This window comes from Pseudomonas sp. H3(2019) (assembly GCF_007713465.1).
GTDB lineage: Bacteria > Pseudomonadota > Gammaproteobacteria > Pseudomonadales > Pseudomonadaceae > Aquipseudomonas.
This window is the reverse complement of record NZ_VMSG01000035.1, coordinates 1-21,140: the sequence shown is the minus strand read 5'-3', so window position 1 is coordinate 21,140 and position 21,140 is coordinate 1. Positions and strand designations below refer to the sequence as shown.

Genomic DNA, 21,140 nt, shown 5'->3' with positions numbered 1-21,140 from the left:
TAAAGACAACACCCCAATCAGATCAAATGCCAGTCTTAACTTTGGTCCAAACTCGGGTGCGGACACGCTCCAACTTCAATGGCAGCGGCTCAAGTGGAATAAGTGTAGCAACCGTCTTTTGATCTGGGTAAACCCAAGGATTGTCTGCCAGCGTCCGCTCGACAAACTCAGTGGCATCTTTATTAGCGTTAGGGTATAGAGTGTGATTTGAGGTCTTGGCGATAACTTCTGGCCGCAACATATAATTAATAAACGCCAACCCGTCCTTCGGGTGAGGTGCGTCTTTTAGCAGAACCAGATTTTCCGACCACACCAGCGCGCCCTCGCGAGGAAGGCTGTAAGCAATCTTGCGCCCAGTTTTGGCCTTCTCGTTTATGGCCTGCGCAGCAAGGGCGCCATTAGCCCATCCCACAACCGCACAAATATTGCCATCCGCCAGGTCAGCGTCGATTCTGGATGAGTCGAAATAGAGGACGTAGGGACGGATTTTTAACAGCAGGGCTTGTGCTTTCTGGTAATCATCCGGGTTCCTACTGTTGCTGGGGAGCCCAAGGTAATGCAAAGCAATCGAAACGATCTCACTGGGAGAATCGAGCATTGCCACACCACACGACTGGAGTTTGCTGATATTTTCTTCTTTGAAGATCAGATCCCAGCTATTCACCGGAGCGTTATCACCCAATGCCGCTTTGACTTTATCAACGTCATAGCCAATGCCGGTGGTACCCCATAAATAGGGCACCGCGTAGCGATTACCAGGATCATTGACCGCGACCTGGGACAAGATATCAGGATCGATATGGGACAAATTACTCAGTTGATTACGATCCAAGGGCTGAAGGACTCCCGCCTGGATCAGGCTTGGCAACACATTGGAGGTAGCCACAACCACGTCATACCCCGTGCGCCCAGCCATTACCTTACTCTGCATGATTTCGGCACTGTCGAACGCATCCATCTGCATTCTGGTACCGGTTTCCTGCTCAAACTCCTTTGGGGTCTCCGGTGCGATAAGCCCGAACCAGTTATACAGATACATCCCAGGCTCTACAGCCGCCACTGATGTGCTGATCCCTACACAGAGAAGCGAGGCTGAAAAAATGCTTCGCAAAGGTGATTTTCTCATGCAACTATCCTTGTCAAGACGATGTGCCCTCATGGCCATCCCAAGCCCTGAATAGTGAATATACCGGGCATTAGCGAATAGTAAATACCTACGAATACTTACCTCTGACCTACGAATCCCTAACCCTAAAGGGGTAGAAAATGCCACTCGACCTTCATAGCCTGGCCTGGCACCGATCGATTGGGAAGCTGATCATGCAGTTGAACCGCCCAGAATTCTGGAGCTCACTCATTCGCACATTGAATGAATATGTGCAGATCGATAACTGGGTTGTATTGATTTTTAGCAATCAACACGTACACGTTATCAGCCTTCCTGAAGTAGCCGATATCGAAGAGATAGACGCATTCATTCATCGCTATGTGAAAGGGCTTTATCTGCTGGATCCATTTTATATAGCCAATCGAGAAAACCCGCAGAGCGGCTTCTTTCATCTGCTGGATATTGCACCGGAGCACTTCCTTAAAACCGAGTACTATCATCAATATTTCGCACAGTACATTTCCGTAGATGAAGCGCAGTACAATGTCCAGCTCGACGCCGACAGAACGTTATGCATGTCCCTTGGCAGCAACATCCATTTCAATCAAGAACAAATAACAATACTTGACATTATCAAGCCATGGGTTATTGCACTAATGCATCAACGCATGTGTTTTGAGATTGACGTAGAAAAAAATCTCACCGAGCCACCGGTATGGGCAGAAACGATTACCCCGCTTGGAGCACAAATAACAACACGCGAAAATGACGTACTCAAATTGCTACTGAGTGGCTTCTCCAACAAAGAGATAGCCGGAAAACTTTCCCTGTCGACAGAAACGATAAAAGTGCACCGCCGCAATATTTACGCCAAATTAAATATCAAATCACAATCCGAACTATTTGCTCGTTTCTTTATGCCAAAACAGGATACCTCCCCTACAAATTGAAGTCAGTGCTTTAGTCTGGACATCACCTCTAAACGGGTTCACGGCTTCAGGTACGAATCTGGTCTGACCACAACTTCATCCACCGGATCATTGCGACCAGCATAACGAGGCTATTCCTGGATTGAGGACCACCATGCCCGGCGCTGGTGGCACGCTGTCGAAGACTATTTAACGCGGCACGCAGCTGCAGCAACCAAGTCATGAGTGACTATTTTGTGTGGGTCGCGTGATCTTCGAACGCGCCGACGATGCAATCAATCATTGCTGCGATGCGCGCGGTATGCCGAAGGTCTTGATGCGTGACGAGCCAGACTTCGTAGACCGCCCCACGTGCCGATTCGGGCCATATCTGCACAAGGCCGTCGTGTTCAGCCAGATGTATCGGAAGTTCACCGATGCCGATGCCGGCCTTTACCGCAGTACGCAGCATGAGGCTGGAATTGAAGGTCGATACGATGCGTCCCGCGTGTATCGGTTCGCCAGCAAGTGTCGGTGATCGATTGCCGATCCCATGTCCCTGATAAACGACAAGATCGTGACCCGAGAATGCGGAACCAACGGCGGGCTTGCCGTGTCGTTCGAGATAAGCATTCGATGCGAAGAGCGCCATGGGCCAGCGAGTAAGGCGCCGCGCGACAAGATCGGGATTATCCGGCCTGACTGACCGGACCGCGATATCCGCTTCACGCTTTGCCAGGTTCAGCATGCGCGTCGACGTGTCCAGCAAAACCCGCACTTCGGGATGCGCAGCATGCAGGCGTTCGATGGCGGGAAGCAGGAATTCGAGCGCGATCAAGTCGGTGCTGGTGACTCTTACGTCCCCCGCCAGCCGTGTATCCGTGCCTTGAGTTTGTCTGACGAGTTCGTGTGCAGAGTGCTCCATTTTCTCCGCTGATCTCAACACGATCTCGCCTGCGGTGGTCAACGCGTAACCTTCAGAGGTGCGCAGAAAGAGCGTTGCACGTAGAGCGTGCTCCAGTGCCGCAATCCGTCTGCCGACCGTCGCCTGATCGAGATTGAGCACCCTGCCTGCTCCACGGAGCGTTTTTTCGCGCTCCACCGCGAGAAACACTCGCGCGTCATCCCAATTCATCACGTCCTCCTGTTGATGCAAATTTGCATCTCACCCAATGAATAATGCTGCGCGCCAGCATCACTGTCGATACCTATACTTCGCTGACTTGGGGCCTCGCTCAATGATCCTCACGGATCAATCGAGCATCATTTATTGAAGGAGTGGTAGCTATGTCTGCTTCAACGTATCGCGTGCCGTCGTCCATGACCGCCATTGAAATCAAACAGCCCGGCGGTCCTGAGGTCCTGGTACCGACTACGCGCTCGGTGCCTGTGCCGGCCGCCGATCAGGTGCTGATCCGCATCCACGCGGCTGCCGTGAACGGCCCGGACGTTTTCCAGCGTAAAGGGCTCTATGATCCGCCCGCTGGAGTAACGGACATTCCAGGGCTGGAAGTGGCAGGCCAGGTGGTTGCCGTTGGCTCCAATGTGCCCAACTTCCAGATCGGTGAACGGGTGTGTGCATTGATTCCCGGTGGTGGTTACGCAGAATTTGCGGTCGCGGATGCCAGCAACACGATGCGTATCCCCAAAGGCCTGACATTGGTGGAAGCGGGGGCCATGCCTGAAACGTTCATGACGGTATGGTTGAACCTATTCCAGCGCGGCAAGCTGGTAGCCGGTGAATCGGTGTTGATCCATGGCGGCGCGTCAGGGATCGGTACCACGGCGACCATGCTGGCGAAGGCATTCGGCGCTGCGAAAATCATCACGACCGTTGGCTCGCAAGCACATCGGGAGGCCAGCCTGGCGCTCGGCGCGGACCTCGCGATCAATTACCTCGAAGCAGATTTCGTCGCCGAAACGAAGCAGTCCACCAATGGAAAAGGCGTCGACGTGATCCTCGACATCATTGCTGGTGACTACGTACAGAGAAACTACGACGTAGCAGCGATGGACGGCCGGATCCTCCAGGTGGGTGTGATCAAAGGCCCGGCGAAGGACCTCGACGTCGTGCCTATGATGATGAAACGTCTAACGCACATGGGCTCAACCTTGCGATCGCGCACCTCCGCAGACAAGGCGACCATCATCAATGAACTCGAGCAGCAGGTCTGGCCGCACATCGAGAGCAGCAAGATCAAGCCGGTTATCTACAAGACCTTTGCGCTTACCGACGCTCGCAGCGCTCACGAGCTGATCGATTCCGGCACACACTTTGGAAAAATTGTCCTGACAACAGGTGCCGATCTCATTGGTTGAAAAATGTGGGAAGTCGGCGAGGTCTTCCAGGCGCAGCACATCCGGGTTGCCGTATTCATGCACACGTATGGCTTTGATGGTGAATCCTCGGATTATTTCGAAAGATGAAACCCGAGAGGCGCCGCACGCGTTCATCCACTGCGGCGCTCTTGGCTCAGCGACGACGGGCGTCGAGGCTGAAGCGACCGGCGCCGAATGCGACGACCTGCAACAGGCCACCCGCCATGGCGATGTTCTTGAAGAAGTGGATGAACTGGTTCTGGTCGCCAAGGCTGTTATGGAATGCCAGCGCGGTGATCACGCTGAACAGCGCAAGCACCAGCGCCACGGTACGGGTGCGGTAGCCCGCGATCAGCGCGATACCACCACCAAGTTCAATGATGATAGCCAACGCTAGTGCGAGTTGCGGGAATGGCAAACCCACCGAACCGATGTAGCCGATCATCATCGCCGGGGCGCTCAGTTTGGAGATGCCCGAGAGGATGAAGATGGCGCTGAGGAACACACGGCCGACCAGAGCCGCCGTGGCGCTGGTAGCGACAGAGCTGGACAGTTCATGGGTATCGCGAGAAGGAGTAGCTGCAGATTGGGACATGGTCGTTCTTCCATCAAGTTGGGCGCATCCACCATTGGAGCACCGCGTTGAAGAAAGTCTGCCACCCACTCTACAATCGTAATAGCCGACTAATTTCGACGATTACGTTCGAGGAAATCGAAATGATCTCAGACCCAGGCACTCCCACTCTCGATCAACTGCGTGTGTTCCTGACGGTTGTCGAGGTCGGCAGTTTTGCGGCCGCCGCACGAAAACTGCACCGAGCCACTTCAGTCATCAGCTATTCGATCGCCAATCTTGAGATGCAACTCGGCGTGTCGCTGTTTGACCGCCATACGACTCGTAAGCCCCTGCTCACCGATGCCGGCCGCACCGTTCTGGCCGAAGCCAGAACCATCGCCAATGGCATTCACGGGTTACGCGCCAAAGTAAAAGGCCTGCTTCAGGGGCTCGAAGCTGAAGTTCATGTCGTACTGGATGTGATGCTTCCCGCTGAGCGCGTGGTGGACGCACTCAAATCATTTCGAGAGGAATTTCCTACGGTTGCACTCCACTTGCATATGGAGGCGCTCGGCGCAGTCACTCAACTGGTGATCAACGGCGGCGCGTCAGTCGGCGTCAGTGGCCCGATGAATGAGGGGATTGATGGCATCGAAAGAATTGCGGTCGGCAGTGTTGAGCTGATTCCGGTGGCAGCCCCCAATCATCCACTGGCTTCAAGCGATTCGAATATTCCAGGTGCTGGACGTGAGTTCATCCAACTTGTGCTGTCCGACCGTTCGCTCCTGACAAAAGACAAGGATTTCGCAGTCCTCAGTACCCGCACGTGGAGACTGGCCGACCTGGGGGCTAAACACATGTTGCTACGTGAAGGTATTGGCTGGGGGAACATGCCGATCACGATGGTTCGGGAAGATCTGGATACTGGCCGACTCGTCCACCTGAAAATGCCGGAATACAAAAGCGGGATGTATACCTTCGACGCCATCTATCGCACGGATCTGCCGCCAGGACCCGCCGCAAGGTGGTTGATTGATCGGTTCGCTCAACAATGCTCAGAGGGTGATGCGCCCGCTCGTCCAAAGCACAGGGAGCCTTTGCATCACTGACCGTAGAGCTTCCATCTTTTCTATTTTTTAGAACCTGGAGTTCGATTTTAAGCTGGTTTTTCTGAACAGAAATCCATGGGAAATTCTCATCAGTCGCGGCCTATAGCCGTGATGAGCAGCCAAACGGCCGCCTTCCTGGACCAGGCCGGTGGACTCTGGCTTCGTGGTGCATTGCATGGAAAAGTCGGTGGCGCGTTCACGTCCTCCGCCACTCAACATGGCGGCCAGGAAACCACGCTGTTCTCGATCATTACCAACCTCTTCCATTTCGGCATGACCGTCGTTGGCTTGCCCTACAGCCATCAAGGGCAAATGAACATGACGGAAATCGTTGGCGGCGCGCCCTATGGCGCAACGACGATCTCCGGGGGAGACGGTTCACGCCAGCCGAGTGAAATCGAGTTGGCAGGTGCTCGCCACCAAGGTGAATTGATTGCGAAAACCGCAGCTAAACTTTTCGACTGAGCCGTTAACGGCAGCCGGTGCAAACCGGCTGCCAAACCTTGAAGGGGCAGAAAACAGCCCAGAGCAGTCCTTCGGATTACAGTCACTGCCGAGAATGAACGGCTTTACTCGAACGAAAGACCAGGCAGCTCGCCGCCACTAGTACCCATGCAGCAATTCCGCCATAGAGCATCACCCAGCCAAACCCATGCGCCAAAGCTGCGTTGGCGACATCGACCGGAATCGTGAGCTCCTGGCCAGTCTGCGCCCATACGGCAGAGTTGCCGGCTGAAATATTTTCCGCCAGCAACCTCAGTTGCACATCATCGGACAGGCCGGGGAACTGGTTGTGCAGGGAAGACAGGATACCTTCCACCAAGATGAATCCCATCAGCGCGATATTGATTGCAAGACTGATCATACGAGCGCTGATATCAATGCCCGATGCCATGCCAGCGCGCTCACTGGGCACCGATCCGGTGGTGGTATTGGTAACAGGCGTATTGGTCAGCCCCAGCCCGATCCCGGCGATCAGGCAGCCCGGAAGCATCGTCAGCCAGCTGGCATGCGTGACACTGCTGCCCCATTTCATCAGCAAGAACCCCAAACCTATGGTGAACAAACCTGCGGGAATCACCACGTCAGGCCGATAGCGCAGCGCCAGCCGCTCGCTCAACGGTGGGACAACCAGCGTCGGCAGCGTATAGGCCAGTAGTGCCAGACCAGTGCCGACACTGGCGTAGCCCAGGCTATTTTGAAAATACAGAGGCAGGTAGATCATGAATGGCCAGAAGCTGAAGTTCATGGCCGCCGCCCCCAGCAACGCACCCGAGAAGCGGCGGATGCGGAACACTGAGAAGTCGAACATCGGATCGACATAGCGTCGCTGCGCGACGACAAAGACGATGAAACTCATCATTGCCACAACCAGACTGGCGATGGACGAACCGCTGGAGAAACCCACCCCTGCTCCCTGAGTGATGAACCAGGAAAGGCCTAGCACCGCCAGCGACAGTGAAATAATACCCAACACATCAAGCCTGCGACGCTGCGGATCGCGGGATTCATCGACACCGGCGATCACCAGCCCCAGCGCGAGTACGGCAATTGGCGCATGCATCAGGAATACCCATTCCCAACTCGACAACGCCACGATAACTGCGCCAATAATCGGACCGAACCCCAAACCGATGCCAAACACGATCCCCCAGGCACTAAAAGCCTTGCCGCGCGCAGCGCCCGACTGGAATCGGTGAGACAGCACTGCCACCTGACAGATCAGCATGGCACCACCGGACATACCTTGCAGGAATCGACTTGCGATCAACACGCTGGTGCTTTGCGCCCATCCACAGCCCAGTGAGGTAACGCCGAAAAGCACCAGGCTAATGACAAACACTCGCTTGCGCCCATACCGATCCGCCAGTATGCCGGTGGCCATCAGCACCGTGGTGCAGGCAATGGTGTAGGCGTTCATGATCCACTGCATATCTTTGAAATCGCTGCGCAGAACCGATTCAAGAATGGGCAGGATTGTCGGCACGCTCGAGATTTCCAGGCCGAACATCAGCGAGGCCAAACAAACGGCGGCTATTGTGAAAACATCTTTTTGCGAAGAAGTGAACTGCATCATGATCTTCCAGATCAAGTTGATGGGCGCTGGCAAGACCACCCTGAACGCCATCAGGGAGGAGACGCGATAGTCTCGCCAGCGTCACCAGGCACACGTCCAAGTGACCGGCCGCATTCTGGAAGTAATTAAAAAATGACAGAAATGATTTAATTTCGTAAGTTTTATTAATATCCCTCATGAGTTGACTTAATGGACTTCGATCCAACTCTGTTGCGCGCTTTTGTCGCGATCAAGGAGACCGGTAGTTTCACTCGCGCCGCAGAGCGGCTGCACTTGAGCCAGTCAGCGATCAGTCATCAGATCCGGCGTTTGGAAGAACAAACCGGTGCCACGCTACTGGTGCGCACCACCCGACGTTTGATGCTGACAGAAGATGGCGAAGATTTTCTGCGCCATGCCGAACACGTCCTCAGAGCGCAAGACGCCCTCTCCCGGCGTTTCGAAAGGTCATCGGTATCCGGGGCAGTGCGCTTCGGTGTGCCAGAAAACTTCATCGGCGACGGCCTGCCGCCGTTACTGACTCGGTTCGCCAGACAGTTTCCCGCAGTACGTCTGGATGTAACCGTCGGTACCTATCTCGATCTGCGCGCACTGGTCGATGCCGATGCGCTCGATCTGGCCGTGGTCATGGGATTTCCGGGCAGTCAGGCCGGCGGTACCGTACTGCGCGAAACCCGATTTGTCTGGGCCGCGACGCAGAGTTTCGAGTTTACCGGCGACGCCCCATTGCCGCTGGCGTTTGCACCAGCGCCCTGCTTGCACCGCCAGGTGGCCGTAGAGGCATTGGAGCGTTCCACCGTGGATTGGCGAGTCGCCTTCACCTCTCCAAGTCAACAAGGACTGCGGGCGGCGGTATTGGCGGGGCTTGCCGTCACCGCTCTACCGCTGGGCGATCTAGAGCCCGGAATGGTGGTGATTGACGGTCAACATGGCCTGCCACCGCTGCTGGATGCTGATTTCAGACTGATTTGGAGTGTCACAGGAAAGACACCTGCGGCCCACGCATTTGGGCAACTGCTGGTGGAAATGTCCGAGTCGCCATCGACCTGGGACCCGCTGACAGCCATTGGTATTCCAGGGTAAGTGCCCGATTGATTGCGAATCGCTACTTTGGGTCCAGGCTGTGTGAAAACGCATACCGTGTTGGAGCACATCAGCCCTGGCCTCGAACAAGATTGCATTACAACTTTGTAATGGCTCTGTTCGTCGGCTGTTTGAGTTGCCTTGTTACTGTGAACTCACTGCCAAACAACAGGCAGCCCACCGTAAACAGGGAGATACTGCCATGAAACTGTTCATACTCGGATTCGCCACCCTCCTCGCCACCGGTTCAGCCTTTGCCGGTACCAGCGACACCTCGGCGGTGATCCACGACAGGACCGGTTTCTTCGTCCACCTGGACGTTGCGAAAGTCCTGTCCATGACCGACATTTCGGACCAATGTGACGTCACTCCGGCCCGTCTCGATTACCTGGATCATCAGGGCCGGGAACATGTGCTGGACTATTCGGTTCAAGGACGTTGCACCAACGAAAACTGATGGGATGCTGTATGTACATGACTGTCCGGGAGCAGGCAATACGCAACAAAACCTGATGATTGGGCTAAAGTTGCGCCACCTGTTCTCGGCTTTCAGGCCCGCTTTTTGGGGGCGAATGCCGACACCGAACCAAGGTCATTCTCATGAACATCCTTGTCGTGGAAGACGAGCCCAAGGCGGGCAATTACTTACTCAATGGTCTGCAGGAGCAAGGATACTCCGTCAGCCTGGCCCGCGATGGCGTTGAGGGTTTATACCTGGCCCTGGAAACGCCTTTCGACGTTATCGTGCTGGATGTGATGATGCCGAAGATGGACGGCTGGGAAGTACTGCGTCGCCTACGCAAGGAAGCCGACACACCGGTACTGTTCCTGACCGCGCGCGATGACATCGCCGACCGAATCAAAGGCCTGGAGTTGGGGGCCGACGACTACCTGATCAAACCCTTTTCTTTCGCCGAGCTGGTCGCACGCCTGCGCACCCTGACCCGCCGGGGCCCGACCCGGGAAGAAGAGCAACTGCAGATCGCCGACCTGCAGATTGACGTCATCAAGCGCCGCGTCACCCGCGCCGGTGTGCGAGTGACGCTGACAAACAAAGAGTTTGCGTTGTTGCACCTGTTCGCCACGCATCAGGATCAGGTGCTGTCTCGTTCACTGATCGCCTCCCGGGTCTGGGACATGAACTTTGACAGCGACACCAACGTGGTGGATGTGGCCGTGCGACGCCTGCGCCTGAAAATCGACGACCCTTTCCAGCTGAAGCTGATCCACAGTGTGCGGGGCATTGGCTACCGCTTTGATACGCAACCATGAACCGTCGTCATTACTCCCTCACCCTGCGCCTGGCCGTGGTGTTCGCCTTACTGGCCTTCGCCCTGCTGGCCACCACCGGCGTCGCACTGTATCGCGACCTTGAGCGCGAACTGATCCGACGCGACGAGTCCACCCTGGCCTACCGCATCGATCAGCTGCGTACTTTTCTCAATGGCAGCAATACGCGGGAACTGATCAGGACCAAACCTGTGCTGTTTCAGAACATGCTGGGCAATCGCGAGTACATACTCACGATTGGCGTTCCAGGGGAAGTCCCTTTACTGCAGGTCAATCCCCGTCATATCGATATTCCCGACCTCACTCCCGTGGCCATGGACCAATCCCTGTCACTGACCGATGTACAGCATCTACCCGCCGTGAACGGAACCCCCTTCGCGGCCATCTCCGCGAGTATCGACTCGGGCACGCTGAAACTGACTGTTGGCTGCCTGATGACCGAACGAACCGCGGTGCTCGCCAGCTATCGCCTCAGCGTTTACATCCTCGCCAGCCTCGCGGCGATTGTCCTGGCGCTGGCGGGATACGCATTGGTTCACCGCGGCTTGTTGCCCGTCAGGCGCCTGGCGCAGCAAGCCCACGGTATCGGCATTGGCAACCTGACAGAGCGACTCGACAGCGAAGGCGCCCCGAAGGAGTTGCTGCCGATGATCGACTCGTTCAACACCATGCTTGAGCGACTCGCCAAGGGTTTTGCGCAACTGAGCCAGGTCTCGACCGACATGGCCCACGAACTGCGCACGCCCATCAACAACTTGCTGGGTGAAACCCAGGTCGCCATGCAGCAGAACCGCAGCGTGGAACATTACCAGCAGTTGCTCGCCTCCAACGTCGAAGAACTCGAACGCTTGGCACGCATGCTCGACAACATCCTGTTCCTCGCCCGTACGGCCCCCGGTAGCGCTCGTGATCAGCGCCAGGAGCTGGGCGCCGCCGACGAGCTGGAACGCGTAGCCGATTACTTTGAAGGTCTGGCCGCGGACGTCGATATGACCATCCGCGCGGAGGGCGACGGCCTTATCTGGGCCGAGCCCATGCTGCTACGCCGCGCCTTGGCTAACCTGTGCGCCAATGCGATCAAATATGGTGCCCCTCATTCCGAACTGTTGATCCAGGCCACACCCTCCGAGGACGGCATCAATCTGCGCGTGCGCAACTACGGAACAACCATCCCGGCGGAACACCTTCCGAGATTATTCGAGCGTTTCTACCGCGTTGATCCATCACGCGAGCGCTCGGCCCAGTCCAACGGCCTGGGGCTTTCGATCGTCGCCACAATCATGCAGCTGCACAGTGGCCGCTACAGCGTCACCAGTGAAAATGGCGTGACCTGTTTCGAGCTGTTTTTCCCGATACGGGAACAGTAAGGGCGCCAGGCCGCGGTCATTCACTCCATCGACTTACTTCACGCAATCACTCTCGCATACACCGATCGGTCCACATTCCCACCGGACAGAATCACCCCCACTCTTCTTCCAGCCATTGCTTCACGCTCCTGAATGAGCGCCGCAAGGGCCGCCGCACCCGCCCCTTCAGCAAGATTGTGGGTATCGGTGTAATACACGCACATGGCCTCGGCAATCTGCGCCTCACTGACCGATACGATTCGCTGCGCACCTTGCGCGTAGATAGCAAAGGCTTCTGGAATTGGCTTACGCACGGCAAGGCCGTCGGCAAAGGTATTCGCCGAGGCGGTTTCGCATAGTGCTCCTGCGTCAAACGACAACTTTGCGGCCTCGGCATTAGTGGAAACCACACCCACCACCCGGGTGTTCAGCCCAAGTGCGTCGCGGGCGGCGATCACCCCACAAATCCCCGAGCCACAGCCAATCGGCACGTAGACCGTATCCAGATCCGGCGCAGCCATGAACAGCTCCAGCGCATATGTGGCCACACCTTTGACCAACTCGGCATGGAACGGCGGAACCAGATAGAGGCCATGCGCTTGCGCCAGGCGCGCGGCCTCTTCACGGGCTTCATCGAAATCGCGGCCACACTCGACTACTTCACCGCCAAAGGCGCGCATGGCATTGTTCTTTTCTACCGAGTTACCCTCCGGCACGACAATCAGCGCCCTCAAACCCAGCGTGCCGGCTGCCAGCGCCAGGCTCTGGCCATGGTTGCCGCGGGTGGCGGTGACAATGCCCTTGATGCCCGGGTGTTCGCGCTTTAGCCAGTGCATGAAGGTAATGCCACCACGCACCTTGAAAGCACCTGTCGGTGTGTGGTTTTCGTGCTTGACCCAAACCGTGCAACCCAAGCGCTCGGCCAACAAGGGCCAAGGGTATTGAGCGGTAGCGGGCATGACCTGGTACACGTGGTGAGCAGCGTGTTCGATATCGTCGCGAGTCAGTCTGAGCATGAGTCGTCTCCCTGAGGTTTTGCCCAGTCTAGACACGAGCGCATCACGCAGGCTTTCAAAAAACTGACCTGACTTTTGTGCCCTCGCTTCACTACTATGGTGTTCATGAACCATCGAAGCCGCCTTCAGCCAACGCCCCGCCCCGAACCGGTCCGTCGAATCGAGGCAGGGCCATGGGCGATTGAATTGCTACCCGGTGCCGCCTACGCGACCCGGTATGTAGCGCCCCAGGCAGCGATTGGCTTTGCCTTCGACAGCCAGCGAGGCCTTCACGCCATTGGCAGCGACCGAGTGCTGCCCTTCGATGCCATGCCCAACGGTCTGGCGTTCGTCCCCGCCGGCTGTGACGTGCTGTCCGAGTCCCCCATGGGCGGTGAATACCTGCGGGTAATGCGCACTGACGGTAATGCGTTGGTAGGGAAAAGTGCATTCAACAATCGCATTGATCAGCAGGCCATTACCCTCGCCCTGCGAATGCGCAGCGCGTTGTTGCACGCCTCAGTGGAGGACGATTGGGAGGCCTGGGCACTCGCATTGGCTGAACGAGCGACGGGCGATCAAACATTTTCGGCTCCACCCCAAGGCTCTATCACCGGCAGCCGGATGCGTCTGCTCGATGAATTCATTGACGCGTGCCTCGACGGGCCACTGGGCATACCGGCAATGGCGGGCTTACTTGGATTGTCCGAAGGATATTTCATGCGGGCATTCAAGAACGCGACGGGCAAGAGCCCGCACAGTTACCTGATCGACCGACGCCTTGCCAAGGCCCGCGCGCTGATACGCGATTCGACAGCAAGCCTGGCAGAGATCGCCCACACCTGCGGTTTTAACTCCCAGGCGCACATGGCAACCACGTTCAGGCAACGTCTTGGATTAAGTCCGGTACAGCTGCGTGGATAGGTGAGATCGTTAGTGCAGGTGTCGGACAGATATCGGCCATAAAGCAACCATTGGAATATCCTCCCGGCCATGAGACAAAGACCGGGAGCCCCGCGAACCACCTACACAATCAAGGAGAGTTGCACATCATGGACGAAGCCATTACTTACCGAACCGCAACGGTAGAAGACGCACTTAGCATTTGTGAGTTGGGACAATTGCTTAACGCGGTGCACCACGCTGCCCGTCCCGATATTTACGCGGCTGCCACCCAAGACTTCTCGCGCGACCTTCCTCACTGGTCAGGCCTTTTCGAGAAACCGGGTCAGGTTGTATTCATCGCGAATGTCGGTCACCAGACCGCCGCCTTCATTACTGCCAGCCTGTCGGCAAGTTCTGGGCCGCTGATGCAACCGCTGAATGTTGCTCGCATCGGATCGGTTTGTGTTGCCGAGCAATTTTGGGGGAAAGGTATTGGACGTAGGCTTATTCAACTCGTTAAGGACTGGGCAATCGAACATGACGCTCAGGACTTGAGGTTGTCTGTCTGGCCGTTCAATGCACGTGCTGCTCGCATGTACACAGAGTTCGGGTTTGAGACTCGTGCTTTCGAGATGGGAATGCGCCTGTAAAGGCGATCACCCTAAAGGTGAAAAGAGGTTCAAGGGACCTCTGCGGGGTCATTCGTGACTGACAGCCAATAGCGGTCAGTCATTCATTCTTGAACACCAAAAAATCGATAGGACTGAATATGAGCGAGCTACCGAAGTCCGGCGCGGGCCATGATGATGTAACACGGAAGAAAATCCATGCTGCCGTAGCTGCGAGAAACTTGGCAAGCGCATCGAACAATACCAAGTGGGATGAGCTGATCAACCATTTCCGCCAGCTTCAGGGTTGGCGTCCGTCATACCGATTCAAATCCGTCACAGGATACATCTCAGGGTGGGATGTCGAGTGGTTTTACCATCTGCCGTTTCCATTTGCGTCCGTCGAATGGTTCGACATTGGCTTGTTGGAAGCAGCCCCCTCAAAAGGAAGACTGCTTGCACGTACAACCATTGACCATACAGACGAAATATCGAAGGTCGTCGCACAAATTGGATTCGAGTTTGACGTGCGCGCTGACGTTCTGAGAATTTGGGGGTACATCCCAAAATCGTATGAAGACTTTCCACCTGCATGACAGGCTGAGATCGGCTGTCTGCTAACCCCTTCACCCCAGTAATTACAATATCTAACCTGGATGCTGGGGGACCGCTTTGGGTCGACTCCAGTCGATTGCCACCGGCAGCAATCAGCTGTGGATTCAACCGGTCATCGAACCTTGCAGCATCCTTTTTGCCCTCCTGCTGACTCTTTCAATCCCACCTTCAAGGACCGAATCTGTGATCGCATCTCCCGCCAAACTCCTCTTCCTGCCCGGAGCCTCAGGTAACACCCGGTTTTGGTATCCGGTTGCTGAGCGCCTCGCCCACCCTGCGCAGCAGGTCCATATCGGCTGGCCCGGCTTTGGAGACACTCCGCCCTTGCCCAGCGTGACCGGCATGGATGATCTGGTGACTCGCGTGCTGGCCGAAATCGACCGGCCCACAGCGCTGGTGGCGCAGTCCATGGGCGGCATAGTCGCGGTGCTTGCAGCGCTTGAACGCCCTGAGCTGATCACGCACCTGATACTGAGCGTCACTTCTGGCGGGGTGGATATGTCTGCTCTGGACGCGCATGACTGGCGCCCGGATTTTGCTGCCGACAACCCGACACTGCCGAGGTGGTTTCTCGACGACCGCACCGACCTCACGCTCCGGCTGGTCGAGTTGCGCATGCCAGTCCTGCTCCTCTGGGGAGATTCAGATCCGATCAGCCCCGTTAGCGTCGGCCAGCGCCTTGCTCAACTGTTACCCCGTGCGGAACTACACGTTTTCCCTGGCGCCGATCACAGTCTGGGTTTTACTCACGCAGCCGAGGTGGCAAGGTTGATCGAGAGACATCTGGCCTGCTGGTGAGCGGAACACTTGTTGCCACCGCGGCGGACTGATGGTGCGGCCCCGTGCGTTTCAAGACATCTCGGGTAGCGGACAGAAGTTAGTCTATGACATGTAATTTCGCACCTCGTTGACCACCTGCTACGGGGCGTTTTCTGCCGACTTTGACAGGAAGATAACGACCAGAAGCAAACGTTCGATCCATGCCTGCTTTCAGCCAAAAAGCGAAGCTGGCCTTCTCCCGCAGGCCCGTATAGCTCAAGTTCCCGACTCACCAGCCGACAGCCTTCGTTCCCACTTCACGGATGATTTTAATATTCCGCTCTCTTTTTTTCGGCGTTGCTTTGCTCGCCGTCGGCGCCGCCTGCACTGCCCAAGCCCAGACCGTCACCACGCCCGAACAACTGCTGACTGAGTTCTCTCGTTGCGATGCGCATTTCTTCGAGAGCCTGCGCGATGCCCGCCTGCCAGCAGGTACCTTGCGTCTGAGTGACTACGGCTTGGTCAAGGCACCGACCATCATGAGTCCGCTGCAGGAAGGTGGCACTTACCAACACTTCGAAACGCCCCTGATCGTTAACGGCGTGCGTATGGTCGGCTATTACAACCAGGCCGAAACCATCAAGAACGTCGGCAATTTTCTGTTCTGGGGTTTCGTAGCCGATGGCTTGCCGCAAGAGGTGTCCGCAAGAGGTGGCCGCAAAACTCAAGCCGCTGATCGTCAACAACGCACGCTTTGTCAGTCAGGGCAAAGCCATTACCCGCGCCGAAATTCGCCGCGTCGGTGACCCGATCGGTCAATGGCGCACTGAAGGACTGACCGGCCCCGGCGTCGTCACGCCGTTTGGTTTCGTAGACCGCGTGCTGATCGTCGACACGGGCGACACGACACCGCCGCTCGCGGGACACACCACCGTGTTCTGCTCGCTACAAGGCACCGTGACCGCGCCGCTCTTGCAGGTCTATCGCCCTGACCTCAACGCTCATCTGCTCGACTGACAAGGATGCTTATCATGAATACTCGCTGGCCCGCACTGATCGCCTGCTCCGTCATCCTCACAGGTTGTGCAGGGATGCAGAACCCGCAAAAAGCCAACCTTGTCCACTGCGCTAATCAGCTTAAAGCGTCCAAAGCCGAAAACTACCCTCTGGTGCTGCAGGAAGGTGATCTATGCCTGCAGAAAAATACGCTGCCCGCCTCGCTGCAAAGTTTGATTTACGCGGTGCAGGCCGACGCCTACAGCAACCTCAAGCACTTTCCAGAAGCCGTGGCCGCCAAGGAAAAATCCATGCAACTGGCGGTCAAGCCTGATCCGCGCGCCAACCTGGACTTGAGCGCCATGTATCGCGACGCTGGCAACCCGAAAAAAGCCCTTGAACTCGTGCAGTACAACCTTGATAACGGCATGTGGAAGCCGGAAAGGGTTCCGGCTTCCACATGCCGACTTACTATCATCTGGGCCTCGCGCTGACAGACCTGGGTCAGTATCGAGAGGCCGCTGAAGCATTCAGCACCGGCCTTCAGCGCCAGCCGGACTATGCCTGGGCCTATTACGCACGCGGGATCGCGTACGACCATTTGGGAGACAAGGACGACGCCAAGGCCGACTTCATGAAGTTCTCGCAGATCGCCAACAAGAAGTACGTGCTGGAGGAGCAGAAGGCCAAGCTCGCCGAGTACAGGATTTCCATGCCGTAGCAGGAGAGCCGGCTTAGTGACGAATGCGGTGGGTCAGCGAGCGCGGAGTGACCGCTTGCGTCGCATCTCAGATGAGTGAACGACTGCTACTGACCGATTTATGCCCATCGCGAAGGGCAGAAAACGGCCAGAAGCAGCCGCTAGCCGTTCGGTTAGCGGGCCTACTTCGCCGGTCCCGACGAGCGATTAGAGCTACTAATTAGAATAGTTTAATTTGGCGAAAATATTTATAACGCGTTTATCTAATAGCAAAGGTCCTCGCACATGCAGGATGTGGCCGTTAACATGCGCCTTATACGAGCTATAGTCTGAAATTACAGAGTGCGGAATTAAGTATGCCTCAATTATTTCAAATGTTTCATTGAAAATTACAGCTATCAGTTCGTCAAAGTCATTCTTTTCGAGGTTGCGTATGACGCCTAACTGCCTTGATCGGTTATTTGCAGTTATACGGCGCCCTTTAATTTGGATTTTTTTGCCATCACTAGTCTCGGCGTCATGGCCGGCGGCTGAATTTTTAGCAAGGGTTAGGTTTAAAGCAGATGAAACCAACCATTCGGCGTAATCTCCAACAGGATTGTTTTTTGTTCTAAGTACGCCGCGACTCTTAAGCTCATCAATCGCCTTGGCGTGCAACTTTAGCAGTTCAGATATTGATAGGCTGGCTAGGTTCATATTATTAAATTCTTCTGAGGTTAAAATACGGTCACAGTAGGCGCGAACTTCGCCTACGGGGCATTGAGGACTCTATAGATCTCAGAAGTCACCTGCATCGTTGCGTCTTCGATCGTTCCTTCATTACGGCATAAAACCCAGCCGTGATCTGCAATCGCTCGCTCGAACGCCTTGGTACAAGCAACATGTTCTTCCAGCTTATGGATCACAGTACTGCTCAGCCCACGCCGTCGTGCCGCTGCCCTCGCCCATGAAATGTCAGGGGCGGTGACAACCCCGACATGCAGGTCTGGCACTCGCACGTTTCGATCAATGTTCAACTGTAGAATCTCTGCAAACGGGACTATCCGGCGAAACGCGGCATCAGACGGGTACCAGCGATCGATCAAGATGATGCTGCCTGGTGGCTGTTTAGCCAGCACGTGCAGGGAAATCCAAGTACGGCTATCAGCAAAGCGCTCACAAACCCTCAACTCCAAATCCCGGGTGGAATTTCTGACGAGCTTGTTAACGAGGGCCATTGTTTCGCCCCTATAGGGATCGCTTTTTTGCTCGCAAAGTCGGATCACCTTTTTGTTGTCTGCCCTCAGTACTTTCGTAACGGCCTCCAACAGTGTGGTTTTGCCGGTTCCCTTGGGCCCATCTAGAGAAACAAACAGCGGACGATTCATTCTTCAAATAACGATTGATATACGGTTTTTTTGCCCGGTTCGTTCGCTGGAATTGCTTGGCGCGACTACGCGAATCGAGTGGATGGCCCTTATGAACAGACATCGACTAACACTCTAACCTAGTTTCTGGTTAATCCGACATGGTCGGCCCCCCACTCAGGGCAAATATCTGGAGCAGCAACGAGGCGCGTGGCCGAAATTTTACTTGTCACGACTGACCGGAAATGGCCTGTAGCGACCTTTCGCGACAGGCCGCTTAGGGTCGACTGCTGCCCCTAGCCAGAGTCAGAAATCGGCCAAAAGCAGCCTTTATGATCCTCGCTACACATTGCGCCGATCTCAAAGGTGGAAGCTGTAGGAGAGAGGTTTTTTGGTGATGCGGGCGGCTTGTTCTGCTCTGGAGCTGGGGCTTGCTCGCGATAGCGGTCCAACTCCCAACCGGTCAATCACTGCCAAAACTGATAAGGACGCCGCTATGCTCGACTCCCTGGAAAAAATGCTCGCCAAGGGTGCCTGCTTAACTGACCGGCATTCACCGCTCCCCGCTCCAGCCAGATGAAATGATTTGAATCCAATACGCTCGTTGTAGAGAATCGCCACCTTTGCCTCAAAAGGAAATGAGCGATGAAGTTCGAAGGGACTTTCCAATACATGGGCAATCACGGGATCGTCTTCAACATCTCGCAGATCACCCTCACCGACAGCGAACGTGGGCGCCTGCGCGAGCTGCATTTTGGCGAGGCAAAAAACGCCCACTATGAGGTCAACAGCAAGGTCGTCGAGGTGTACGACAAGATGCTGGCCAAAAACCTGCCGTGCGTGATGATGATCGGCATCTCCAAGCCGTTGACCCGGCAACAGGGCGATGCCCTCAACGCCCAACGCACCACGATCGCCAACCTTGCCACCACTGCCTTCGCCGCCGCCTCCAAGGCTGTGGCCCCTTCTTACGTGGCGATACCTGTAGGGGCCGGTGTACGCAGGTATGTCAATGAAATCCTACCCACCTACCATGCGGGTGACGTACTGGTCAGCATCGAGGCACAGGTCAATGGCGGTATCGGCCCGCAACGCACCCTCTCGACATTAATCATCAAGACCTGACTGGAGACGTACATGTCCGACATTACTCAATTGGTCATTGCCTTGGTGGTGTCCTTTCTGTTCGATCAATTCCTCAAACCGTATCTGCTGCGCAAGTGGCTAGGAGTGGTGTTGGTGGTGGCGGGTGCGGTTGGCTGCGTTGTTGCCGGTCAGACCCGCTTGTTGGGGTTTGATCTAGGGTTGCTGTCGGCTTTTGCCGTGGCGATTGGGATGGGGTTGTTCATGAAGCGGCGGCGGTTTGAGTAGGTTGGCTGAGCGAGAAAGGCGGGCGGATTTAATATCAGAAAATAAAGCCGTCCCCTTAAGTACATTGGCCACTGCTTCTGGCCGATTTCTGCCTGTCGCCACCGTCAGCTTTGGGTCGATTTCATCCCCTGGCCATAGGCAGAAATCGGCCACGAACGGTCACTGGACTGCCCGGCCTGGATTGACGACAATCTAAGAGACTAACCTTCATCGCACCTGATTCACTTGTCCCCTGAAGATAGGCAGAACTAGCTCGCGCCCTTATGAAAATGACCCGAAGAACAAGACTTCTTGAACATAATTGAAAGTAAAATCGGGCAGATTCCATCGAGAAAACAGGACTGGTTTGCCGTGGGCCACTTCTGCGTTTGGCTGGTGTTCGGAACTATTTTCTATCTTGGTGACGAGTTGGACCGGCTTTTTGGACTTTGGCTTCTCCTGATTCCACTGCTCGCCATCCCTGCACTGATCGCTTCGGGTACTTTCGCCATAGGGCTTGTGGCAAATCTTTGGGCTCGTCGATGGCGAAGGTTGGTTTCTGTCGTCGCAGCGCCAGTTGTGACGATCGGGCTACTTGCGGCATCGATCCACTATCAGATAAATCCCGACTGGATTCACTTTCAACTGACACGTGATCATTACACGGAACTGGCTCGCAACCTGCCCGGGCCGTCTCCGAAGTATCACGAATGGAGCTGGGGCGGAACCGGTGGAGCTGTTGGCCCGAATATCTTCTACGGCCTTGTTTACGATGAAACGGACAAGCCGCTTAACCGGCCTGAAGAACCAGGACACAAGGGAGTAACCTCTTCGGCGCGACCATATGGGCGTCATTTCTTTTTAATCACCGAGATTTTTCAATGACGTGCCACGGGCGTCCGCCAGCGCGGCGAGCATGAGGCGCAAGATGCCTCCAAACTATTACCGGCCAAAAGCAGGCATTCAAGACTGGCCCGTAGCCACACGTAAAATTGCCGCTGCTATCATCGTCCTCTCAACCCGCATCCCTCGTGACTGGACTTGCCCCTTCAAAACCGGACACCAACTCCCCGTTAAATTGATGCCACTG

Annotated in this window: 26 protein-coding genes; 18 read left to right on the top strand and 8 right to left on the bottom strand. The window is 55.8% G+C overall.

Features of this window, described 5'->3' with window-relative positions:
- Positions 1-22: 22 nt before the first annotated feature.
- Complete coding sequence (locus tag FPT12_RS25875; RefSeq protein ID WP_145021905.1) at positions 23-1,126, bottom strand: polyamine ABC transporter substrate-binding protein; 1,104 nt, start codon at positions 1,124-1,126, stop codon at positions 23-25.
- 140 nt (positions 1,127-1,266) lie between these two features.
- Here FPT12_RS25875 and FPT12_RS25870 point away from each other — a divergent pair, with 140 nt between their 5' ends.
- The gene (locus FPT12_RS25870) at positions 1,267-2,058 is read left to right on the top strand and encodes a helix-turn-helix transcriptional regulator (protein WP_145021902.1); all 792 of its coding nucleotides are present in this window, start codon (positions 1,267-1,269) and stop codon (positions 2,056-2,058) included.
- 208 nt (positions 2,059-2,266) lie between these two features.
- Here the strand turns inward: FPT12_RS25870 and FPT12_RS25865 are convergent, their stop codons facing one another.
- The gene (locus FPT12_RS25865; RefSeq protein WP_145021899.1) at positions 2,267-3,151 is read right to left on the bottom strand and encodes a LysR family transcriptional regulator; all 885 of its coding nucleotides are present in this window, start codon (positions 3,149-3,151) and stop codon (positions 2,267-2,269) included.
- A gap of 185 nt (positions 3,152-3,336) precedes the next feature.
- On the opposite strand from FPT12_RS25865, the gene FPT12_RS25860 reads away from it, so the two are divergent.
- Positions 3,337-4,335 (top strand): NAD(P)H-quinone oxidoreductase, encoded by a 999-nt coding sequence (locus FPT12_RS25860; protein WP_145021998.1) that lies wholly within the window; start codon positions 3,337-3,339, stop codon positions 4,333-4,335.
- Between the two features lie 154 nt (positions 4,336-4,489).
- On the opposite strand, the gene FPT12_RS25855 is transcribed toward FPT12_RS25860, so the two are convergent.
- On the bottom strand, positions 4,490-4,930 hold the full coding sequence (locus FPT12_RS25855) for a DoxX family protein (protein WP_145021896.1): 441 nt from the start codon (positions 4,928-4,930) through the stop codon (positions 4,490-4,492).
- Positions 4,931-5,052: 122 nt separating this feature from the next.
- Between FPT12_RS25855 and FPT12_RS25850 the strand changes: the two genes are divergently transcribed.
- Positions 5,053-6,000 (top strand): LysR family transcriptional regulator, encoded by a 948-nt coding sequence (locus FPT12_RS25850; protein WP_145021996.1) that lies wholly within the window; start codon positions 5,053-5,055, stop codon positions 5,998-6,000.
- Positions 6,001-6,111: 111 nt separating this feature from the next.
- Positions 6,112-6,465: an NAD(P)H:quinone oxidoreductase gene (gene wrbA, locus FPT12_RS25845; RefSeq protein ID WP_256676864.1), complete on the top strand. Its 354-nt coding sequence runs from the start codon at positions 6,112-6,114 to the stop codon at positions 6,463-6,465.
- An 82-nt stretch (positions 6,466-6,547) separates the two neighbouring features.
- Here the strand turns inward: wrbA and FPT12_RS25840 are convergent, their stop codons facing one another.
- Positions 6,548-8,074 (bottom strand): MFS transporter, encoded by a 1,527-nt coding sequence (locus tag FPT12_RS25840; RefSeq protein ID WP_145021893.1) that lies wholly within the window; start codon positions 8,072-8,074, stop codon positions 6,548-6,550.
- A gap of 192 nt (positions 8,075-8,266) precedes the next feature.
- On the opposite strand from FPT12_RS25840, the gene FPT12_RS25835 reads away from it, so the two are divergent.
- From FPT12_RS25835 to FPT12_RS25820, 4 genes are all read left to right on the top strand, one after another.
- Entirely contained in the window at positions 8,267-9,160 is an 894-nt protein-coding gene (locus tag FPT12_RS25835; RefSeq protein ID WP_145021891.1) for a LysR family transcriptional regulator, read from the top strand.
- A 202-nt stretch (positions 9,161-9,362) separates the two neighbouring features.
- Complete coding sequence (locus tag FPT12_RS25830) at positions 9,363-9,617, top strand: DUF2790 domain-containing protein (protein ID WP_145021887.1); 255 nt, start codon at positions 9,363-9,365, stop codon at positions 9,615-9,617.
- A gap of 143 nt (positions 9,618-9,760) precedes the next feature.
- Entirely contained in the window at positions 9,761-10,432 is a 672-nt protein-coding gene (locus tag FPT12_RS25825) for a heavy metal response regulator transcription factor (RefSeq protein ID WP_019689699.1), read from the top strand.
- Positions 10,429-11,817, top strand: a complete 1,389-nt coding sequence (locus tag FPT12_RS25820) for a heavy metal sensor histidine kinase (protein WP_145021884.1) — start codon at positions 10,429-10,431, stop codon at positions 11,815-11,817. Before FPT12_RS25825 ends, FPT12_RS25820 begins: the two co-directional genes overlap by 4 nt.
- A gap of 38 nt (positions 11,818-11,855) precedes the next feature.
- Here FPT12_RS25820 and FPT12_RS25815 read toward each other — a convergent pair whose 3' ends face one another.
- On the bottom strand, positions 11,856-12,812 hold the full coding sequence (locus FPT12_RS25815) for a threonine dehydratase (protein ID WP_145021881.1): 957 nt from the start codon (positions 12,810-12,812) through the stop codon (positions 11,856-11,858).
- A 96-nt stretch (positions 12,813-12,908) separates the two neighbouring features.
- Between FPT12_RS25815 and FPT12_RS25810 the strand changes: the two genes are divergently transcribed.
- The 4 genes from FPT12_RS25810 (at position 12,909) to FPT12_RS25795 (ending at position 15,697) form a co-directional block, all read left to right on the top strand.
- Complete coding sequence (locus FPT12_RS25810; RefSeq protein WP_145021878.1) at positions 12,909-13,715, top strand: helix-turn-helix transcriptional regulator; 807 nt, start codon at positions 12,909-12,911, stop codon at positions 13,713-13,715.
- 128 nt (positions 13,716-13,843) lie between these two features.
- A complete protein-coding gene (locus FPT12_RS25805) occupies positions 13,844-14,326 on the top strand; it encodes a GNAT family N-acetyltransferase (protein WP_145021875.1) in 483 nt (160 codons plus the stop codon).
- A 119-nt stretch (positions 14,327-14,445) separates the two neighbouring features.
- Positions 14,446-14,880 (top strand): DUF6678 family protein, encoded by a 435-nt coding sequence (locus FPT12_RS25800; protein ID WP_145021872.1) that lies wholly within the window; start codon positions 14,446-14,448, stop codon positions 14,878-14,880.
- Between the two features lie 202 nt (positions 14,881-15,082).
- The gene (locus FPT12_RS25795) at positions 15,083-15,697 is read left to right on the top strand and encodes an alpha/beta fold hydrolase (protein WP_145021869.1); all 615 of its coding nucleotides are present in this window, start codon (positions 15,083-15,085) and stop codon (positions 15,695-15,697) included.
- Between the two features lie 290 nt (positions 15,698-15,987).
- Here FPT12_RS25795 and FPT12_RS28155 read toward each other — a convergent pair whose 3' ends face one another.
- Positions 15,988-16,353, bottom strand: a complete 366-nt coding sequence (locus FPT12_RS28155; RefSeq protein ID WP_256676863.1) for a hypothetical protein — start codon at positions 16,351-16,353, stop codon at positions 15,988-15,990.
- Between the two features lie 16 nt (positions 16,354-16,369).
- Here FPT12_RS28155 and FPT12_RS28150 point away from each other — a divergent pair, with 16 nt between their 5' ends.
- The 3 genes from FPT12_RS28150 to FPT12_RS28145 are packed head-to-tail and all read left to right on the top strand — an operon-like array spanning position 16,370 to position 17,375.
- Entirely contained in the window at positions 16,370-16,675 is a 306-nt protein-coding gene (locus FPT12_RS28150) for a hypothetical protein (RefSeq protein WP_256676862.1), read from the top strand.
- 14 nt (positions 16,676-16,689) lie between these two features.
- Entirely contained in the window at positions 16,690-17,148 is a 459-nt protein-coding gene (locus tag FPT12_RS25785) for a hypothetical protein (RefSeq protein WP_256676861.1), read from the top strand.
- A complete protein-coding gene (locus FPT12_RS28145) occupies positions 17,115-17,375 on the top strand; it encodes a tetratricopeptide repeat protein (RefSeq protein ID WP_256676860.1) in 261 nt (86 codons plus the stop codon). Before FPT12_RS25785 ends, FPT12_RS28145 begins: the two co-directional genes overlap by 34 nt.
- Positions 17,376-17,570: 195 nt before the next feature.
- On the opposite strand, the gene FPT12_RS25780 is transcribed toward FPT12_RS28145, so the two are convergent.
- Complete coding sequence (locus tag FPT12_RS25780; RefSeq protein WP_145021866.1) at positions 17,571-18,050, bottom strand: hypothetical protein; 480 nt, start codon at positions 18,048-18,050, stop codon at positions 17,571-17,573.
- 53 nt (positions 18,051-18,103) lie between these two features.
- The gene (locus FPT12_RS25775) at positions 18,104-18,721 is read right to left on the bottom strand and encodes a dTMP kinase (protein ID WP_145021863.1); all 618 of its coding nucleotides are present in this window, start codon (positions 18,719-18,721) and stop codon (positions 18,104-18,106) included.
- Positions 18,722-19,345: 624 nt separating this feature from the next.
- On the opposite strand from FPT12_RS25775, the gene FPT12_RS25770 reads away from it, so the two are divergent.
- The 3 genes from FPT12_RS25770 to FPT12_RS25760 all read left to right on the top strand — a co-directional run bounded on the left by FPT12_RS25770 (position 19,346) and on the right by FPT12_RS25760 (position 20,935).
- Positions 19,346-19,825 (top strand): hypothetical protein, encoded by a 480-nt coding sequence (locus tag FPT12_RS25770; RefSeq protein WP_145021860.1) that lies wholly within the window; start codon positions 19,346-19,348, stop codon positions 19,823-19,825.
- A gap of 12 nt (positions 19,826-19,837) precedes the next feature.
- On the top strand, positions 19,838-20,071 hold the full coding sequence (locus tag FPT12_RS25765) for a hypothetical protein (protein WP_145021857.1): 234 nt from the start codon (positions 19,838-19,840) through the stop codon (positions 20,069-20,071).
- Positions 20,072-20,362: 291 nt separating this feature from the next.
- Positions 20,363-20,935: a hypothetical protein gene (locus FPT12_RS25760; protein WP_145021854.1), complete on the top strand. Its 573-nt coding sequence runs from the start codon at positions 20,363-20,365 to the stop codon at positions 20,933-20,935.
- Positions 20,936-21,140: the final 205 nt, after the last annotated feature.

Bases quoted from the DNA above. Each gene is read 5' to 3' on its own strand.
- FPT12_RS25875 (WP_145021905.1), bottom strand. From the start codon at position 1,126: ATGAGAAAATCACCTTTGCGAAGCATTTTTTCAGCCTCGCTTCTCTGT.
- FPT12_RS25870 (WP_145021902.1), top strand. From the start codon at position 1,267: ATGCCACTCGACCTTCATAGCCTGGCCTGGCACCGATCGATTGGGAAG.
- FPT12_RS25865 (WP_145021899.1), bottom strand. From the start codon at position 3,151: ATGAATTGGGATGACGCGCGAGTGTTTCTCGCGGTGGAGCGCGAAAAA.
- FPT12_RS25860 (WP_145021998.1), top strand. From the start codon at position 3,337: ATGACCGCCATTGAAATCAAACAGCCCGGCGGTCCTGAGGTCCTGGTA.
- FPT12_RS25855 (WP_145021896.1), bottom strand. From the start codon at position 4,930: ATGTCCCAATCTGCAGCTACTCCTTCTCGCGATACCCATGAACTGTCC.
- FPT12_RS25850 (WP_145021996.1), top strand. From the start codon at position 5,053: ATGATCTCAGACCCAGGCACTCCCACTCTCGATCAACTGCGTGTGTTC.
- wrbA (WP_256676864.1), top strand. From the start codon at position 6,112: ATGAGCAGCCAAACGGCCGCCTTCCTGGACCAGGCCGGTGGACTCTGG.
- FPT12_RS25840 (WP_145021893.1), bottom strand. From the start codon at position 8,074: ATGCAGTTCACTTCTTCGCAAAAAGATGTTTTCACAATAGCCGCCGTT.
- FPT12_RS25835 (WP_145021891.1), top strand. From the start codon at position 8,267: ATGGACTTCGATCCAACTCTGTTGCGCGCTTTTGTCGCGATCAAGGAG.
- FPT12_RS25830 (WP_145021887.1), top strand. From the start codon at position 9,363: ATGAAACTGTTCATACTCGGATTCGCCACCCTCCTCGCCACCGGTTCA.
- FPT12_RS25825 (WP_019689699.1), top strand. From the start codon at position 9,761: ATGAACATCCTTGTCGTGGAAGACGAGCCCAAGGCGGGCAATTACTTA.
- FPT12_RS25820 (WP_145021884.1), top strand. From the start codon at position 10,429: ATGAACCGTCGTCATTACTCCCTCACCCTGCGCCTGGCCGTGGTGTTC.
- FPT12_RS25815 (WP_145021881.1), bottom strand. From the start codon at position 12,812: ATGCTCAGACTGACTCGCGACGATATCGAACACGCTGCTCACCACGTG.
- FPT12_RS25810 (WP_145021878.1), top strand. From the start codon at position 12,909: ATGGTGTTCATGAACCATCGAAGCCGCCTTCAGCCAACGCCCCGCCCC.
- FPT12_RS25805 (WP_145021875.1), top strand. From the start codon at position 13,844: ATGGACGAAGCCATTACTTACCGAACCGCAACGGTAGAAGACGCACTT.
- FPT12_RS25800 (WP_145021872.1), top strand. From the start codon at position 14,446: ATGAGCGAGCTACCGAAGTCCGGCGCGGGCCATGATGATGTAACACGG.
- FPT12_RS25785 (WP_256676861.1), top strand. From the start codon at position 16,690: ATGAATACTCGCTGGCCCGCACTGATCGCCTGCTCCGTCATCCTCACA.
- FPT12_RS28145 (WP_256676860.1), top strand. From the start codon at position 17,115: ATGCCGACTTACTATCATCTGGGCCTCGCGCTGACAGACCTGGGTCAG.
- FPT12_RS25780 (WP_145021866.1), bottom strand. From the start codon at position 18,050: ATGAACCTAGCCAGCCTATCAATATCTGAACTGCTAAAGTTGCACGCC.
- FPT12_RS25775 (WP_145021863.1), bottom strand. From the start codon at position 18,721: ATGAATCGTCCGCTGTTTGTTTCTCTAGATGGGCCCAAGGGAACCGGC.
- FPT12_RS25770 (WP_145021860.1), top strand. From the start codon at position 19,346: ATGAAGTTCGAAGGGACTTTCCAATACATGGGCAATCACGGGATCGTC.
- FPT12_RS25765 (WP_145021857.1), top strand. From the start codon at position 19,838: ATGTCCGACATTACTCAATTGGTCATTGCCTTGGTGGTGTCCTTTCTG.